General features: G+C 63.0%; 17 protein-coding genes. 8 read left to right on the top strand and 9 right to left on the bottom strand.

Annotated features, from left to right (window positions below):
• Window positions 1-240: 240 nt before the first annotated feature.
• Both CK227_RS20300 and tdh read left to right on the top strand, forming a co-directional pair.
• The gene (locus tag CK227_RS20300) at window positions 241-1,428 is read left to right on the top strand and encodes a glycine C-acetyltransferase (RefSeq protein ID WP_095770510.1); all 1,188 of its coding nucleotides are present in this window, start codon (window positions 241-243) and stop codon (window positions 1,426-1,428) included.
• A gap of 52 nt (window positions 1,429-1,480) precedes the next feature.
• A complete protein-coding gene (gene tdh / locus CK227_RS20305; protein WP_095770509.1) occupies window positions 1,481-2,515 on the top strand; it encodes an L-threonine 3-dehydrogenase in 1,035 nt (344 codons plus the stop codon).
• Window positions 2,516-2,560: 45 nt separating this feature from the next.
• Here tdh and CK227_RS20310 read toward each other — a convergent pair whose 3' ends face one another.
• Window positions 2,561-3,010: a MarR family transcriptional regulator gene (locus CK227_RS20310; RefSeq protein ID WP_095770508.1), complete on the bottom strand. Its 450-nt coding sequence runs from the start codon at window positions 3,008-3,010 to the stop codon at window positions 2,561-2,563.
• Between the two features lie 117 nt (window positions 3,011-3,127).
• On the opposite strand from CK227_RS20310, the gene hmgA reads away from it, so the two are divergent.
• The 4 genes from hmgA to CK227_RS20330 all read left to right on the top strand — a co-directional run bounded on the left by hmgA (window position 3,128) and on the right by CK227_RS20330 (window position 6,969).
• A complete protein-coding gene (gene hmgA, locus CK227_RS20315; protein ID WP_095770907.1) occupies window positions 3,128-4,441 on the top strand; it encodes a homogentisate 1,2-dioxygenase in 1,314 nt (437 codons plus the stop codon).
• Window positions 4,442-4,452: 11 nt separating this feature from the next.
• Window positions 4,453-5,307, top strand: coding sequence for an MBL fold metallo-hydrolase (locus CK227_RS20320; protein WP_179296338.1), 855 nt, complete (start codon window positions 4,453-4,455; stop codon window positions 5,305-5,307).
• A 91-nt stretch (window positions 5,308-5,398) separates the two neighbouring features.
• Entirely contained in the window at window positions 5,399-6,412 is a 1,014-nt protein-coding gene (locus tag CK227_RS20325) for a fumarylacetoacetate hydrolase family protein (protein ID WP_095770506.1), read from the top strand.
• 20 nt (window positions 6,413-6,432) lie between these two features.
• Window positions 6,433-6,969: a DinB family protein gene (locus CK227_RS20330; RefSeq protein ID WP_095770505.1), complete on the top strand. Its 537-nt coding sequence runs from the start codon at window positions 6,433-6,435 to the stop codon at window positions 6,967-6,969.
• A 14-nt stretch (window positions 6,970-6,983) separates the two neighbouring features.
• Here the strand turns inward: CK227_RS20330 and CK227_RS20335 are convergent, their stop codons facing one another.
• Window positions 6,984-7,187 (bottom strand): type II toxin-antitoxin system prevent-host-death family antitoxin, encoded by a 204-nt coding sequence (locus CK227_RS20335; RefSeq protein WP_348629130.1) that lies wholly within the window; start codon window positions 7,185-7,187, stop codon window positions 6,984-6,986.
• 46 nt (window positions 7,188-7,233) lie between these two features.
• Window positions 7,234-8,349 carry a 4-hydroxyphenylpyruvate dioxygenase gene (gene hppD, locus CK227_RS20340; RefSeq protein ID WP_095770503.1) on the bottom strand — a complete coding sequence of 372 codons (1,116 nt, stop codon included), beginning with the start codon at window positions 8,347-8,349 and terminating at the stop codon, window positions 7,234-7,236.
• A gap of 137 nt (window positions 8,350-8,486) precedes the next feature.
• Between hppD and CK227_RS20345 the strand changes: the two genes are divergently transcribed.
• Window positions 8,487-8,954, top strand: a complete 468-nt coding sequence (locus CK227_RS20345; protein WP_023762149.1) for an Lrp/AsnC family transcriptional regulator — start codon at window positions 8,487-8,489, stop codon at window positions 8,952-8,954.
• On the opposite strand, the gene CK227_RS20350 is transcribed toward CK227_RS20345, so the two are convergent.
• The 4 genes from CK227_RS20350 to aztA all read right to left on the bottom strand — a co-directional run bounded on the left by CK227_RS20350 (window position 8,951) and on the right by aztA (window position 12,188).
• On the bottom strand, window positions 8,951-9,289 hold the full coding sequence (locus CK227_RS20350) for a TIGR01244 family sulfur transferase (protein WP_095770502.1): 339 nt from the start codon (window positions 9,287-9,289) through the stop codon (window positions 8,951-8,953). The genes CK227_RS20345 and CK227_RS20350 overlap by 4 nt on opposite strands.
• A gap of 225 nt (window positions 9,290-9,514) precedes the next feature.
• Window positions 9,515-10,456, bottom strand: coding sequence for a zinc ABC transporter substrate-binding protein AztC (aztC, locus tag CK227_RS20355; RefSeq protein WP_095770501.1), 942 nt, complete (start codon window positions 10,454-10,456; stop codon window positions 9,515-9,517).
• 32 nt (window positions 10,457-10,488) lie between these two features.
• Complete coding sequence (gene aztB / locus CK227_RS20360) at window positions 10,489-11,364, bottom strand: zinc ABC transporter permease AztB (protein ID WP_095770500.1); 876 nt, start codon at window positions 11,362-11,364, stop codon at window positions 10,489-10,491.
• A complete protein-coding gene (gene aztA / locus CK227_RS20365) occupies window positions 11,364-12,188 on the bottom strand; it encodes a zinc ABC transporter ATP-binding protein AztA (protein ID WP_095770499.1) in 825 nt (274 codons plus the stop codon). The genes aztB and aztA overlap by 1 nt, the downstream gene beginning before the upstream one ends.
• A gap of 221 nt (window positions 12,189-12,409) precedes the next feature.
• On the opposite strand from aztA, the gene CK227_RS20370 reads away from it, so the two are divergent.
• Window positions 12,410-12,754 (top strand): RidA family protein, encoded by a 345-nt coding sequence (locus CK227_RS20370; RefSeq protein ID WP_095770498.1) that lies wholly within the window; start codon window positions 12,410-12,412, stop codon window positions 12,752-12,754.
• 126 nt (window positions 12,755-12,880) lie between these two features.
• On the opposite strand, the gene hutC is transcribed toward CK227_RS20370, so the two are convergent.
• Both hutC and CK227_RS20380 read right to left on the bottom strand, forming a co-directional pair.
• The gene (gene hutC, locus CK227_RS20375) at window positions 12,881-13,627 is read right to left on the bottom strand and encodes a histidine utilization repressor (RefSeq protein ID WP_095770497.1); all 747 of its coding nucleotides are present in this window, start codon (window positions 13,625-13,627) and stop codon (window positions 12,881-12,883) included.
• Between the two features lie 13 nt (window positions 13,628-13,640).
• The gene (locus CK227_RS20380; protein ID WP_095770496.1) at window positions 13,641-14,996 is read right to left on the bottom strand and encodes a formimidoylglutamate deiminase; all 1,356 of its coding nucleotides are present in this window, start codon (window positions 14,994-14,996) and stop codon (window positions 13,641-13,643) included.
• Window positions 14,997-15,053: the final 57 nt, after the last annotated feature.

Raw genomic sequence — 15,053 nt, forward strand, 5'->3', positions numbered from 1 at the left:
ACTGGAAACCGACAGCCTGACGGCAAGGGAAGATGCGGAAAGATCGCGAAATGGTTATCGGCTCCTTTCGCCGCCGGCCCGCATTTGAACATTGGTTGGCGCGAGTGTTCCCAACTGGTGGCCTGGGCTGTACCCGTGCGTCTCATCCGATGCTGCCCGGCCACCCCATCCGGTCGCTTTTGCGATGGATTTTTTGCGCGGGCCGGACGACAGTCTGGCCACGTCAAACGAGGCCCGATCATGACCGCAGCATTTCTCTCCCATATCGACAGCGAGCTTGCCGGGCTCAAATCGGCCGGCCTCTACAAGTCCGAGCGGGTGATTTCCTCGATGCAGTCGGCCCAGATCGAGGTCGGCGGCGAGAAGGTGCTGAACTTCTGCGCCAACAACTATCTCGGCCTCGCCGATAGCGCCGACCTGCGAAAGGCGGCCGCGCAGGCTCTGGATCGCTATGGCTACGGTATGGCGTCGGTGCGCTTCATCTGCGGCACGCAGGAGGAACACAAGGAGCTCGAAGCGACGATCTCATCCTTCCTTGGCCTGGAAGACACCATCCTCTATGGCTCCTGCTTCGACGCCAATGGTGGCTTGTTCGAGACGCTGCTTGGCGAGGAAGACGCGATCATCTCGGATGCGCTGAACCATGCCTCGATCATCGATGGCGTCCGGCTGTCGAAGGCCAAGCGTTTCCGTTATGCCAACAACGACATGGCCGATCTCGAGGCGCGGCTGAAGGAAGCCAGGGATTGCCGCTTCAGGCTGATCGCCACCGATGGCGTGTTTTCGATGGACGGCATCATCGCCAACCTGAAGGGCGTCTGCGACCTCGCCGACAAATACGATGCGATGGTCATGGTCGACGACAGCCATGCTGTCGGCTTCGTCGGCAGACAAGGCCGCGGCTCGGCCGAGCATTGCGGCGTCGAGGGCAGGGTGGACATCATCACCGGCACGCTGGGCAAGGCGCTCGGCGGCGCTTCGGGCGGCTACACCTCGGGCAAGAGGCAAGTGGTCGACTGGCTGCGCCAGCGCTCGCGACCCTATCTGTTCTCCAACACGCTGATGCCGGCGATCGCCGGCGCCTCGATCAAGGTGTTCGAGCTGATCCGCAATGGCGACGCCTTGCGCGAGCGCCTCTATGCCAATGCGGCGCGGTTCAGGTCGCAGATGGGCAAACTCGGCTTCACGCTCGCCGGGGCCGACCATCCTATCATTCCGGTGATGCTGGGCGATGCGACGCTGGCGCAGGAGATGGCGGCGCGCATGCTGAAGCGCGGCATCTATGTCATCGGCTTTTCCTTCCCGGTGGTGCCGAAGGGCCAGGCGCGTATCCGCACGCAGATGTCGGCGGCGCATTCCAGTGCCGATATCGACAGGGCGGTCGAGGCCTTCGGCGCGGTCGGCAGGGAGCTGGGCGTGATTTCGTGAGCGGCCAGCGCCGAAAAGCGATTCCGGATCAAGAGATTCAAGGGACAAAAGAATGTCGAACATGATGAAGGCGCTGGTAAAGGCCAAGGCCGAACCAGGCATCTGGATGGAAGAGGTGCCGGTGCCGGAGATCGGCCCCAACGACGTGCTGATCAAAGTGAAGAAGACGGCGATCTGCGGCACCGACGTACATATCTACAATTGGGACCAGTGGGCACAGAAGACAGTGCCGGTGCCGATGGTGACCGGCCATGAGTTTGTCGGCACGGTGGCGGATTTCGGCGCCGCGGTCACCGAATACAAGGTCGGCCAGCGCGTCTCGGGCGAGGGCCACATCGTCTGCGGCCACTGCCGCAACTGCCGCGCGGGGCGAGGGCATCTGTGCCGCAACACGCTCGGCGTCGGCGTCAATCGTCCCGGCGCCTTCGGCGAATATCTGGCGATCCCGCAGCACAATGTCGTGCCGATCCCCGACGACGTGCCGGACGAGATCGCGGCGATCTTCGACCCCCTGGGCAATGCGGTGCATACGGCACTGTCCTTCGATCTTGTCGGCGAGGATGTGCTGGTCACCGGCGCGGGGCCGATCGGCATCATGGGCGCGCTCGTCGCCCAATGCGTGGGCGCGCGAAAAGTAGTCATCACCGACATCAACCCGGTGCGCCTGGCGCTGGCGAAAAAGCTCGGCGTCCAGCATGTCGTCGACGCCTCGAAGGAAAAGCTGCGCGACGTCATGCCGGCCCTCGGCATGACCGAGGGCTTTGACATCGGCCTGGAAATGTCGGGCGCTGCCCCCGCCTTCCGCGACATGATCGACACCATGAACAATGGCGGCAAGATAGCCATTCTCGGAATCGCGCCGACCGGCTTCGAGATCGACTGGAACAAGGTCATCTTCAAGATGCTGCATCTCAAAGGCATCTATGGCCGCGAAATGTTCGAGACCTGGTACAAGATGATCGCACTGGTCCAGGGGCCGCTCGACGTGACTGGCCTGATCACCCACCGCATCGGCATTGACGATTTCCAGACGGGTTTCGATGCGATGCGGAGCGGCAGTTCGGGCAAGGTGGTGATGGACTGGTGAGACGTATCGATTAGAGACGTCGAGTTCCTTCGCTGTCCCGTCAGCCTAACAGCTACTTTCCTTCAAGGCCCCCTCCAGGGCGGCCACTCCGCTGACAATCGCAGCCCGCTCCTGGTGGCTCAGCCTAGCCAGTAGTTCCCTTTCAAACGCTATCGCCAGCGGCACCATTTCGCGATAGGCCGCAAGCCCCGCTTTGGTCAGTGTCAGATGCTCGACCCGGCGGTCGTTTTCATCAGGCGTCCGCGTCAGCCAGCGCCGCCGTTCGAGTTCGGCGACAGCGCGCGACACCTTGGTCTTGTGCATGGCCGACTGTTCGCCGAGCTCGGTCGCCGTCATCGTGCCGCGCTGGCCGAGGCCTGAAAGCGTGCGCCACTCCGGTCGCGTCAGGCCGTGGCGATCCCGGTAAATCCTGGAGAATTCGCGGCTGACGGCATCGGCAAGCCGGTAGAGACGGTAGGGCAGGAAGCTTTCCAGCTCGAGAATGTCGGGTTCCATGACGTGCCGTGGCCGTTGATAGTTACATTTTCGATGGTTACAAATGAAACCAGTTTGGTCAATATCACCGGCAGACTTGGCTTTGTGAAGCTTGGAGCCGAGATCAGGGAGGATCGGATGGCCTTTTCCTACATGCCGGGTTTCGGCAACGATTTTGAGACCGAGACTTTGCCCGGCTCACTGCCGCAAGGCCGGAACTCTCCGCAGCGGCCGGCCTACGGCCTCTATGCCGAGCAGCTTTCCGGCTCGCCCTTTACCGCCCCGCGCGGCACCAATGAGCGCTCATGGCTCTATCGCATCCGGCCGAGCGTCAAGCACACCGGCCGTTTCAAGGCGGCGACCTATCCCCTGTGGAAGACAGCGCCGAATGTCGGCGATCACGAACTGGCGCTTGGCCAGTATCGCTGGAACCCGGTGCCGATGCCGAAGGAGCCGACCGATTTCATCAAGGGCATGCGCAGCATCACCACGGCCGGCGACGTGCTCGGGCAGACCGGCATGGCGGCCCATGTCTATGTCGCCAACACATCGATGGTCGACGATCATTTCTTCAACGCCGATGGCGAGTTGCTGGTTGTCCCGCAGGTCGGTGCCTTGCGTCTGATCACCGAAATGGGTGTCATCGAGCTTCGGCCCGGCGAGATCGCCGTGCTGCCGCGCGGCCTCGTCTTCAAGGTCGAACTGGTCGATGCTGAAGTGCGCGGCTATGTCTGCGAAAACTACGGCGCCAAGCTGACCTTGCCCGACCGCGGCCCGATCGGCGCCAATTGCCTGGCCAACCCGCGCGACTTCAAGACGCCCTGCGCCTGGTTCGAGGAGAAGGAAACGCCGTGCCGGCTGATCGTGAAATGGTGCGGCAATTTCCACGTCACCGAGATCGGCCATTCGCCGCTCGACGTCGTCGCCTGGCATGGCAACTACGCGCCCTACAAATATGATCTGGCGACGTTTTCGCCGGTCGGCGCCATCCTGTTCGATCACCCCGATCCATCGATCTTCACCGTGCTGACGGCGCCGAGCGGCGAGGAAGGCACCGCCAACATCGACTTCGTCATCTTCCCGCCGCGTTGGCTGGTGGCGGAAGATACGTTCCGTCCGCCCTGGTATCACCGCAACATCATGAGCGAGTTCATGGGGCTGATCCACGGCCAGTACGATGCCAAGGAGGAAGGCTTCGTTCCGGGCGGCATCAGCCTGCACAATCTGATGCTGGCCCATGGCCCGGATGCGCCTGGCTTCGAAAAGGCCTCGCGCGCGGAGTTGAAACCGGTCAAGCTCGACAACACAATGGCCTTCATGTTCGAGACACGTTTCCCGCAGATGCTGACCCGCTACGGCGCCGAACTGGAAACCCGGCAGGACAATTACATCGACTGCTGGGCCGACTTGAAGAAGCGCTTCAATGGCACGCCCGAGGGCGACTGGTCTTGAGCGGCAAGCCAATGCCGGACCGGCTGGTGCTGCTGGGCTCGAAGGGCGGCCCGGCGCTGCGGCCGGGCGGACCGTGGCCGAGCTCATCGCTGCTTGAGATCGGTGGGCGGACCATCGTCGTCGATTGCGGGCTCGGCGTGACGCGCGGTCTGGTCGATGCCGGGATAAGCCTCAAGGCGCTCGACCTGATCTTCATCACCCATCTGCATTCCGACCACGTGCTGGAACTCGGGCCGCTGGTCCACACCGCCTGGACGGCGGGGCTGGCGACACCGGTCGACGTGTTCGGCCCGCCCGGCACCGGCCATTACTGGCGGCGCTTCTGTCAGGCGATAGAGTTCGATATCGAAATCCGCATCGTCGATGAGGGCCGGCCTGATATTCGCGAACTGGTTTCGGTCAGCGAATTCGCCGAGGGCCATGTGCTCGACCAACTCGGCCTGAAGGTTTCAGCGCTTCGCGTCGATCATCCGCCGGTGACTGACTGCTTTGCCCTGCGCTTCGACCAAGGCGGCAAAAGCGTGGTGTTCTCCGCCGATACGGCTTTCTTCCCACCGCTCGCCGATTTCGCCAAGGATGCCGACATTCTCGTCCATGAAGCCATGCTGGAGGAGGGCATCGAGCGGCTGGTTGCCAGAACGGGTAATGGCGCTCGGCTCAAGGAACATCTGCTCGCCAGCCACAGCTTTGCCGGGGAGGCAGGGCGCATCGCCAGCGATGCCGGCGTGAAGAGGCTGGTGCTCAACCACCCCATTCCCGCCGACGACCCCGAGATCGTCGAGGCCGATTGGCTTGCTGCTGTCAGGAAAACATGGGCCGGCGACTTGACGATCGCCCGCGACGGCCTTGTTGTGGCGCTAGCATGATCCCGAAAAGTGGAAACCGGTTTTCGCTGGAGATCATGCGCAAGACAAAGAAACTAAGCAGTGTGAAAGCTGCACAAGGAGAGGAAACCGCATGAAGCTTGCCACATTGAAGGACGGGACGCGCGACGGGAAACTCGTCGTCGTCTCGCGCGACCTGACGCAGTACACCGACGCCTCCTTCCTGGCGCGCACGCTGCAGGCGGCACTCGACGATTGGCGCCGGATCGCGCCGCACCTATCGACAATCGCGGAATCGCTGGAGAACAATGCGGTGCCGTCAGCCCGCTTTCACGAGCACGACGCGCATTCGCCGTTGCCGCGCGCCTATCAATGGGCCGACGGGTCCGCCTATGTGAACCATGTCGAACTGGTGCGCAAAGCGCGTGGCGTCGAGATGCCGGCGAGCTTCTGGACCGACCCGCTGATCTACCAGGGCGGCTCGGACTCCTTCATTGCGCCGCGCGATCCGATCCGCATGGCCGACGAAGCCTTCGGCATCGACATGGAGGCGGAGGTCGCCGTCATCGTCGACGATGTGCCGATGGGCGCAAGCCTTGATGAAGCGCGTGCCGCGATCCGGCTGGTCATGTTGGTCAATGATGTCACGTTGCGCGCGCTCACCGGCCCGGAACTGGCCAAGGGGTTCGGCTTTTTCCAATCAAAACCCTCCTCGGCTTTTTCGCCGGTCGCGGTGACGCCGGATGAGCTGGGCGACGCCTGGGACGGCGGCAAGGTCAGCCTGCCGCTGCTTGCCGACCTCAACGGCAAGCCGTTCGGCCGCGCCAATGCCGGCGTCGACATGACCTTCGATTTTCCGGCGCTGATCGTCCATGCCGCCCGCACAAGGCCGCTGGTATCAGGCACCATCATCGGCTCGGGCACGGTTTCCAACAAGCTCGACGGCGGGCCGGGCAAGCCTGTCTCGGCCGGTGGCGCCGGCTATTCCTGCGTCGCCGAACTGCGCATGATCGAGACCATTGAGAATGGCGAACCCAGGACGCCATTCCTGCGCTTTGGTGACACCGTGCGCATCGAGATGAAGGACAGTACGGGCCATTCGATCTTCGGCGCCATCGAGCAGAAGGTCGAGAAATACCAGGGATAGGGGATACGGAGGTTTCAGCGGTGAATCTTCTGGATCATCTGCGCCGCATGGCCGGCAACAATCTGTGGTCGAACGACCGGCTCTATCGCGCCGTGCTCGCGCTCAAGCCGGGTGAGTTCGAGGCCGAACGCACCAGCTTTTTCCCGTCGATCAAGGCAACTCTCAACCACATCCTCGCGGTCGATTATCTCTATCTCGATTTTCTCGAAGAGGGCGGCGTCGGCGCCGCGGCCCATGATGATTTTGCGCCCTTCGACGAACCGCAGCCGCTGTTTGCCGCTCAGGTGGCCGCGGACCGGCGGCTGATCGCCTTCTGCGATGGCCTGTCGGAAGCCGATCTCGATCGCCGTGTCGTCACCGACCGGCGCGAGGACGGTATGATCCCTGAAAGGATCGGCGACATCCTCGCCCATGTCTTCCTGCACGACATCCATCACCGCGGCCAGGTGCACGCCATGCTGTCCGGCACATCGGTTGTGCCACCGCAACTGGACGAGTTTTTGCTCGATTATGATTTGAAGCTGAGGAAGGCGGAGGTTGAGCGGCTGGGACTTTAGTCGCCAATTTCATCTTAAATAGTCGGCCCATCAACAGCTGAACTGGTGCCGATGCGTGGCAGAAGGCACGCCCTCACCGGAGGCGGGAGGAGACGCGCTACCGGCTTGCCGCGTCGGGTGATCACGATCTCCTCGCCGGCCTTCGCGCGCCTCACGAGTTCCGGCAGTCTAGCCCTGGCTTCGGTTATGGAGACGTTCTCGGCTCGACCTCTTATGATCGGAACTTAAATCGAAGCCGATCGAGCCGCAAACGAGCTTGAGATTTCAGGCCGCCTTGCCATCCACCTTGATCACGCCGCGCTTGATCTGGTCCTGCTCGATCGATTCGAACAGTGCGCGGAAATTGCCTTCGCCAAAACCTTCGTCGCCCTTCCTCTGGATGAATTCGAAGAAGATCGGGCCGATCACGGTTTTGGAAAAGATCTGCAGCAGGATCTTGGTCATGCCGCCATCGACCACACCTTCGCCGTCGATCAGGATGCCGTGTTTTTTCATCCGCTCGATCGGCTCGTCATGGCCGTTCACCCTGGCATAGGACATGTCGTAATAGGTCTCCGGCGGGCCCGGCATGAATTTCAGCCCGTTGGCGGCCAGCTTGTCGGTGGCGGCATAGATCTCGTCGGTGCCGACCGCGATGTGCTGGATGCCCTCGCCATTGTACTTCTTCAGATACTCGGCGATCTGGCTGGTCTCGTCCTTGGATTCATTGAGCGGAATGCGGATCTTGCCGCAGGGCGAGGTGATGGCGCGGCTGACCAGGCCGGTGATCTTGCCGTCAATGTCGAAGAAATGGATCTGCTTGAAGCCGAACAGTTCGCGGTAGAAATCCCACCACTTGTCCATCTGGCCGCGATAGACATTGTGGGTCAGGTGGTCGAGATAATAGAAGCCGACGCCTTGCGGCCGCGGATCGCGCGCGCCGAGCCATTCGAATTCGGCGTCGTAAGCCGAGCCTTTCTTGCCATAGGCGTCGATGAAATAGAGCAGCGAGCCGCCAATGCCGACGATTGCCGGCACGTCGAGCGCCTTATCGGCGCCTTCGTAAGGCGTGGCGCCCTTCGAGACGGCATGATCGAACGCATGCTTGGCATCGACCACGCGCCAGGCCATCGAGGCGGCACACGGGCCGTGCTTGTCGGCGAACTCCATCGCATGCGAGCCGGGCTCGGCATTGACGACATAGTTGATGTCGCCCTGGCGCCAGACGGTGATGTTCTTGGTACGATGCCTGGCCACCGCCACATAGCCCATGCGGGTGAACAGTTCTGCGAGCTTTTCCGGCTCCGGATGCGCGAACTCGACGAACTCGAAACCATCGGTGCCGGCAGGATTGTCCTTGCTGATTTTGGCGGGCGGGGCGTCGTGCGGGAAGGGACCCATGGCATTCCTCCAAAGCTGGCTTGGCCTGAAAAGACCATTTGAAGCCATCATAGCGCGGAGCCGGCGCATGGTGCTTGCATTCAAACGCTTGAAATGATGATCTCATGCGTGAAGCATGCATGTTGAGAGACAAAACCATGGATGAGACGCGCATTGACCAATTTGACCGCAAGATAATGGCGCTACTGCAGGGCGATGCGCGGTTGACCAACAACGATCTCTCGGAGCGGGTAAATCTGTCGGCCTCGCAATGCTCGCGCCGCCGCCAGCGGCTCGAAGAGGACGGCTTCATCAAGGGTTATCGGGCAGTGCTCGACCGCGACAAGCTCGGCTTCTCGCTGGTAAACGTCATCTCGGTGACCCTGGCCACCCACAACCGCGATAATGCGCGACGCTTCGGCGAACTGGTGGCACGGCTGCCGGAAGTGCAGGAGGCGCACGCGCTGACCGGCGAGATGGACTACATCCTGAAGGTGGTGACGCCCGACCTGAAATCGCTGTCGGAGTTCGTCAACGGCGTGCTCTTGCCGCACGAATCCGTGCAGCATGTGAAGACGGCGATCGTGCTGGAGACGCTGAAGGAGACCGGCGCGCTGCCGATTTAGCCCTTCGACTGCTGGATCAGCCCGTACAGATTCGTGCAACGCGCGCCGGAGCGGCAATAGGCGAAGACCGGGCCGTCGAGTTCGTCGAGCGCCTCGGCCTGGTCATCGACATTCTCTTTCGTGATCTGGCCGCTGATCACCGGGATGTAGCGGAAAGCGAGACCGGCGGCTTCGACCGCCGATCCGATGCTTTTGGCCGAAGGCTGGCCGGGCTGCTCGTCATCCGGCCGGTTGCAGATGACGGCCTTGAAACCGGCTTCCTTGATGGCAGCGACATCTTCGGGCTGGATCTGGCCAGAGACCGAATAGTCGTCGCTGATTTCACGGTATTCCATCGCAGCATCCTCGCAATCTGATTTGCGGGGAGTCTTGCCACTCCCCGACGTAGCCGGCAATCCGCCAGCGGAAATCGTTCTGCAGAGATAGACGTTTCCGGCGAAGATTCCAACTCAAGCCGTCCAGTCCTGGAACGGATCGGGCAGACCGCGCCACAGGTCGAGCCGGAAGTCCTGGGCCGAAAAAGGCAGAGACCGCCTTTGCCTTTCGGAGAACGGCGCTCCTCAGCTGCCGAGGATGGCACCTTTGATCTGACGGATGTTGTTGTGCATCATGTCGATATAGGTCGAACCAGGGCCATCAGGCTGTGACAGCGCATCCGAATAAAGCGTGCCCCCCACCTTGATCCCGGTTTCGCTGGCGATCTGTTCGATCAGGCGCGGGTTGGTGATGTTTTCGACGAAGATCGCCGCCGCCTTGTGCTGCTTGACCTGCTCGACCAGCTTGGCGACATCGGCGGCCGACGGTTCGGAATCGGTCGAAATGCCTTGCGGGGCGAGGAAGGTCAGGCCGTATTCGTGTTCGAAATAGCCGAAGGCGTCATGCGAGGTGATGACGACGCGCTTGGCCTCCGGGATCGACTGGATCGCCGCCTTCACTTCGCCGTCCAGCGCGTCGAGCTTCTTGGTGTAGGCGGCGGCATTGGTCTGGTAGCTGACGCAGCCCTCGCTGTCGGCCGCGCAGAAGGCCTCGGCGATGTTCTTCACATAGATCTTGGCATTGGCGATCGACTGGAAGGCGTGCGGGTCGGTCACCGTCTTGCCGCCCTCGGTGCCGGCACCTTCGGCCGCATCGGCGTCGGCGAATTCAGGCTTGAAGTCGATTGGCGTCACGCCCTTGGTCAAGGTGATGATCGAGGCCTTGGTGGCGCTGGCATCGACCAGCCGCTGCAGAAAGCCCTCGAAATGCAGGCCGTTGACCAGAACGATATCGGCCTTGGCCATGGCGACCGCGTCGGCCGGGCTCGGCTCATAGACATGGGCGTCGCCATCCGGGCCGACGATGGTGGTGATGTCGACACGATCGCCGCCGACATTCCTGGCAAAATCGGCAATGATGGTGAAGCTGGCGACCACTTTCAGCGGCGCCGCGAAAGCCGACGATGTGCCAAAGGCAGTAAATGTTATAACGCTCATCGCCAGGGCGGCAGGGATGGATCTCAGCATAGGCAGGGGACTCCTTTCGAAGGGGCGGGGGATCAGGCCGTTCTGTGACGGTGATGGATGATGCGGGCGCGCAGAATGCCGCGCGTTCCAAACAGGATCGAGGCGAAGTAGACGACGCCGGCCGACAGGATGATGGCCGGGCCGGACGGCAGCGAGGCGTGATAGGACAGAAGCAGTCCGGCGACGCAGGAGGCAAAGCCGATCAGCACGGCCAGCACGCACATCGGCTCGACGCGCACCGTCCAGAAGCGGGCGGCGGCTGCCGGCAGCATCATCAGCCCGACCGACAGAAGCGTGCCGAGCGCCTGAAAGCCGCCGACGAGGTTGAGCACGACCAGACCAAGGAAGATGAAGTGCACCGGGCTGCCCATCCGGCTGACCGACCGCAGGAACAGCGGATCGAGGCATTCGGCGACCAGCGCCCGCCAGAAGATGGCGAGGCTGACCAGCGTCACCGCGACGATGCCGCCGATCAGCGTCAGCGCCTCGTTGTTGAGCGCCAGCACCGTGCCGAACAGCACATGCATGAGATCGACGCTGGAGCCGCGAATCGACACCATCAGCACGCCGATGGCCAGAGAAATCAGATAGAAGGCCGCCATCGAGGCGTCCTCGCGCTGGATGGTGAAGCGCGAGACGGCACCGGCGCCGAGCGCGACGATGATGCCGGCGATCAGGCCGCCAATGGTCATCGGCAGGATTTCCAGCCCGTAGAACAGGAAGCCGGCCGCCGCACCCGGCAGGATGGCGTGTGCCATGGCGTCGCCCGACAGGCTCATGCGCCGCAGCATCAGGAAGACGCCGATCGGGCAGGCGCCGAGCGACAGCATCAGCGAGCCGAACAGCGCCCGCTGCATGAAACCGAAATCGGCGAACGGTGCGATGAACAGACCGTAGAGCGCGTCCATCAGGCAGCCCTCGGCCCGGCGCCATGGCGATGGTCGTGATCGTCGCCATGATGATCATGGCCATGGCCATGGCCATGGTCATGACCATGCTCGTCGGGTTCGCACCAGGGCGCGTTCTCCTCCCAGGCCTCATGGAAGCGACGGGCGCGCAGCAGGTTTTCCGGCTTCAGCGTCTCGCGCGTTTCGCCCCAGGCGATCGGCTGGCGGGCAAGCAGCAAGGTCTCGGGAAAATTCTGCCGCACCAGATCGAGATCATGGACGACGACCATGATGGTGCGTTCCTCGCCATGCCAGCGCTTGATCAGGGCAATCAGGTCGCCGACCGTCTTGGCATCGACGGCATTGAACGGCTCGTCGAGCAGGATGAGGTCGGCGTCCTGCAGCAAGACCCGCGCGAACAGCGTGCGCTGCAGCTGGCCGCCTGACAGCGTGTCGATCGGCCGCTTTTCGAAGCCGCCGAGACCGACGGCCATCAGCGCCTGGCTGACCGCCGCGCGATCCTCTGATGTGTAGCGGCCGAGCATGCCGCGCTTTGGCCAGAGACCGAGCGAGACCAGGTCGACGACGCGCGCCGGGAACGAACGGTCCAGTTCCGATTGCTGCGGCAGGTAGGCGGCGCGCACGCCTGGCGCGCGAACAACCTCGCCGGCCATCGGCTTCAATACGCCGACAATGCCCTTCATCAGCGTCGACTTGCCGGAGCCGTTGGCGCCGACCACGGCGGTCAGCGAGCCCTTGCGGATCGTGCCGTCGAGATGGTGGATAGCCGGGTGGCTGTTATAGCCCAGCGTCAGGTCACGGAATGTCAGGCAGGTCTGGGTCATGTCGTTCCGTGGAGCAGCGAAGTCCGGCCGCGGGCAAGCGCCGACTGGATATGTGATGTTATTACATTAGTCAACAAGCCAATCGGGCGGAATTGCGACCGGCGGCTCAACTTGCCGTGAGTCCTTTGCGCACTGGTCCAAGGGGATTTGGCGCCGGCGGCCTTGCCCCGAGCGAACCGCGACTCTAAACAGTCGCAACCCATAACAGGAAGGAACCTCCCATGAGCATTCGTCGCATCGATGTTGGCCCGCGCATGAGCCAGATTGTCATCCACGGCAACACCGTCTATCTGGCCGGCCAGGTCGGCGAGCCCGGAGGCAACGTCGCCTCGCAGACCCGCGACATCCTGATGACCATCGACGAATTGCTGGCCAAGGCCGGAACCGACAAGACCAAGATCGTCCAGGCGATCATCTGGCTGGCCGACATGGGTACCTTCGCAGAAATGAATTCTGAATGGGACAAGTGGGTGCCGCAGGGCCACACCCCCGCCCGCGCCACCGGCGAAGCCAAGCTCGCCGGTCCGGAATATCTGGTCGAGATTATCGTTACGGCGGCGATTTAAGGCACGGCCGGCCTTCTACCTCCCCCTTATGGGGAGGTCGGACCGCAGGTCCGGGTGGGGGGCTGGCGCCGCCCCCACCCCGCTGCTTCGCAGCGACCCTCGCCACAAGGGGAGGGTAAGAGGTGCTTACCCCTGCGATGGTGTGAATCTTGCCACCAGCGTGTGACTTTCCGCCGGATAGATAAACCGCACATGCGTAACCGGGCGTTCAGCACTCCAGGTGCGGCGCTCGACCACCAGGCAAGGCGCGCGCGGATCGATGTCGAGCGCGTCGGCGATAGCCTCATCGGCGGCCATGGAACGGATGCGGTGCTCGGCCTCGCTCCATGGTACGCGGCCGATCAGCCAGGGGCCGGCGGCGATCTCCAGAAACTCTTCGTCCCCGGCTTCCGGCACCGCGGAAAGATTGATCAGGCGCTGCTCGAGCGCGAATGGCCGTTCGCCGGCAAAATGCAGGCCTTCGACCCATAGCACCGACCCTGCGGCGGATAGCCCGAGCAGCGCTCTGTCCTCCGCGTTGCTGCGGCGCTTCAGCTGTTCCAGCCGCTCGTAGCGATAGGACAGGCCAAGCGCTTCGACCTCGATCCTGATGTCGTGCAATTCAAGCACCGCTGCCTGCGACTGCGGCCGGCGGACGAAGCTGCCCGAGCGGCGGCGGCGTTCGATCAGCCCGGCCTTGGCCAGCTGCGACAGCGCCTTGTTCACGGTCATGCGCGAGCAATTGTACTCGGTCGTCAGTTCGTGCTCGAACGGGATGCGATGTCCGGGCGCCCAGGCGCCCGACAGGATCTTTTCCCTGATGTCGGACAGGATGCGCTGATGCAGCGAGATGCTCTCTGCGCCGTCAACATCGTCTGTCTCGATCAAGCTCATCAAACGTCCTGCTTCAATTCTGCGACAGGTCGGTCATGACTTTGCGGAATCGCTCGGCGATTGCCGAGCGCTTGGCATGCCTGCCGCCGCTGACCTGCTTCTTGCCGTGCACCCAGACGCAATCGATCGTGCTGCCATTGGCGAAGATCCAGGCATCGAGGATGGCGTCGCCGGTCTTGCCGGCCAGCGAAGGATGGCCGGCGTCGAGTGAGACGAAATCGGCCGGACCGCCAATGGCGATCTGCGAGGCGCCGGCACCGAGCGCAACGCTGCCGCCATCGAGCGCGGCATCGAACAGCGCCCGCCCGGTCGAACCACCGGCCACGGCCAGCACATTGCGGGCGCGGTGGGCGAGGCGCTGCGAATATTCGAGCTGCCTCAGCTCATCCGGCAGGCCGATCAGCACGTTGGAATCGGAGCCGATACCGAAGCGGCCGCCGTGCTCCCTGAAAAGCGGTGCGGCAAACGTGCCGTCGCCGAGATTGGCCTCGGTGATCGGGCAAAGGCCGGCGATGGCGCCGCTCCTGGCCAAGGCGATCGTCTCCGCATCGGTCATATGCGTGGCGTGGATCAGGCACCAGCGCTGGTCGACCTCGGCTTTGGCCAGCAGGAATTCGACCGGGCGCGCGCCGGACCAGGCGAGGCAGTCCTCGACCTCCTTCACCTGTTCGGCGACGTGGATGTGGATCGGCCCATTCGGCGCCAAAGCAGCAACTTGGGTCAATTCCTCCGGTGTGGCGGCGCGCAGACTATGCGGGGCGACGCCAACGACAGCCTGATTCAACGCGCGAACCGATTCGCTGGACTTCTCAACAAGCCGGGAGAACCGATTCACATCGTTGATGAATCGCCTTTGGCCTTCGTTCGGAGCCGCTCCGCCGAAAGAGGAGTGCGCGTAAAACACCGGCAGCAGCGTCAGGCCGATGCCCGTTTCGCCGGCGGCGGCGGCGATGCGCTCGGCCATCTCGGCAAGATTGGCGTAAGGGTTTCCGTCGCGGTCGTGGTGCAGATAGTGAAATTCGCCGACGCGGGAAAAACCGGCCTCCAGCATCTCGACATAGAGCTGCGCGGCGACCGCCTCGACCTGATCGGGCGTCATCGACAGCGCGAAGCGGTACATAACCTCGCGCCAGCTCCAGAAACTGTCGGCGGAGGGGCCGCGAAGCTCAGCCAGGCCGGCCATGCCGCGCTGGAAGGCGTGGCTGTGCAGATTCGGCATGCCGGGCACGAGAATGGCGCAGCGCTCGTCGCCGGCCTGCGGAATGGCGGTCGCTTCGACAGAGGCGATGCGGCCGCCATCGAGCGTGATCCTGACATTGCCTTGCCAGCCCTTCGGCAGCAGCGCCTGTTCCGCAAAGATCACCGTCACGTCTGTCTCCAAATCTGCATGCCCGGGCGACGAGACCACTTGCGTCGCGTTCCAATA

This window comes from Mesorhizobium sp. WSM4308, from assembly GCF_002294905.1.
GTDB lineage: Bacteria > Pseudomonadota > Alphaproteobacteria > Rhizobiales > Rhizobiaceae > Mesorhizobium.

Coding starts and splice junctions, on each gene's coding strand:
- aztC (WP_095770501.1), bottom strand. CDS start 10,456: ATGCTGAGATCCATCCCTGCCGCCCTGGCGATGAGCGTTATAACATTT.
- CK227_RS20300 (WP_095770510.1), top strand. CDS start 241: ATGACCGCAGCATTTCTCTCCCATATCGACAGCGAGCTTGCCGGGCTC.
- CK227_RS20345 (WP_023762149.1), top strand. CDS start 8,487: ATGGATGAGACGCGCATTGACCAATTTGACCGCAAGATAATGGCGCTA.
- aztA (WP_095770499.1), bottom strand. CDS start 12,188: ATGACCCAGACCTGCCTGACATTCCGTGACCTGACGCTGGGCTATAAC.
- CK227_RS20370 (WP_095770498.1), top strand. CDS start 12,410: ATGAGCATTCGTCGCATCGATGTTGGCCCGCGCATGAGCCAGATTGTC.
- tdh (WP_095770509.1), top strand. CDS start 1,481: ATGTCGAACATGATGAAGGCGCTGGTAAAGGCCAAGGCCGAACCAGGC.
- hmgA (WP_095770907.1), top strand. CDS start 3,128: ATGGCCTTTTCCTACATGCCGGGTTTCGGCAACGATTTTGAGACCGAG.
- hutC (WP_095770497.1), bottom strand. CDS start 13,627: ATGAGCTTGATCGAGACAGACGATGTTGACGGCGCAGAGAGCATCTCG.
- CK227_RS20310 (WP_095770508.1), bottom strand. CDS start 3,010: ATGGAACCCGACATTCTCGAGCTGGAAAGCTTCCTGCCCTACCGTCTC.
- CK227_RS20320 (WP_179296338.1), top strand. CDS start 4,453: ATGCCGGACCGGCTGGTGCTGCTGGGCTCGAAGGGCGGCCCGGCGCTG.
- hppD (WP_095770503.1), bottom strand. CDS start 8,349: ATGGGTCCCTTCCCGCACGACGCCCCGCCCGCCAAAATCAGCAAGGAC.
- CK227_RS20350 (WP_095770502.1), bottom strand. CDS start 9,289: ATGGAATACCGTGAAATCAGCGACGACTATTCGGTCTCTGGCCAGATC.
- CK227_RS20325 (WP_095770506.1), top strand. CDS start 5,399: ATGAAGCTTGCCACATTGAAGGACGGGACGCGCGACGGGAAACTCGTC.
- aztB (WP_095770500.1), bottom strand. CDS start 11,364: ATGGACGCGCTCTACGGTCTGTTCATCGCACCGTTCGCCGATTTCGGT.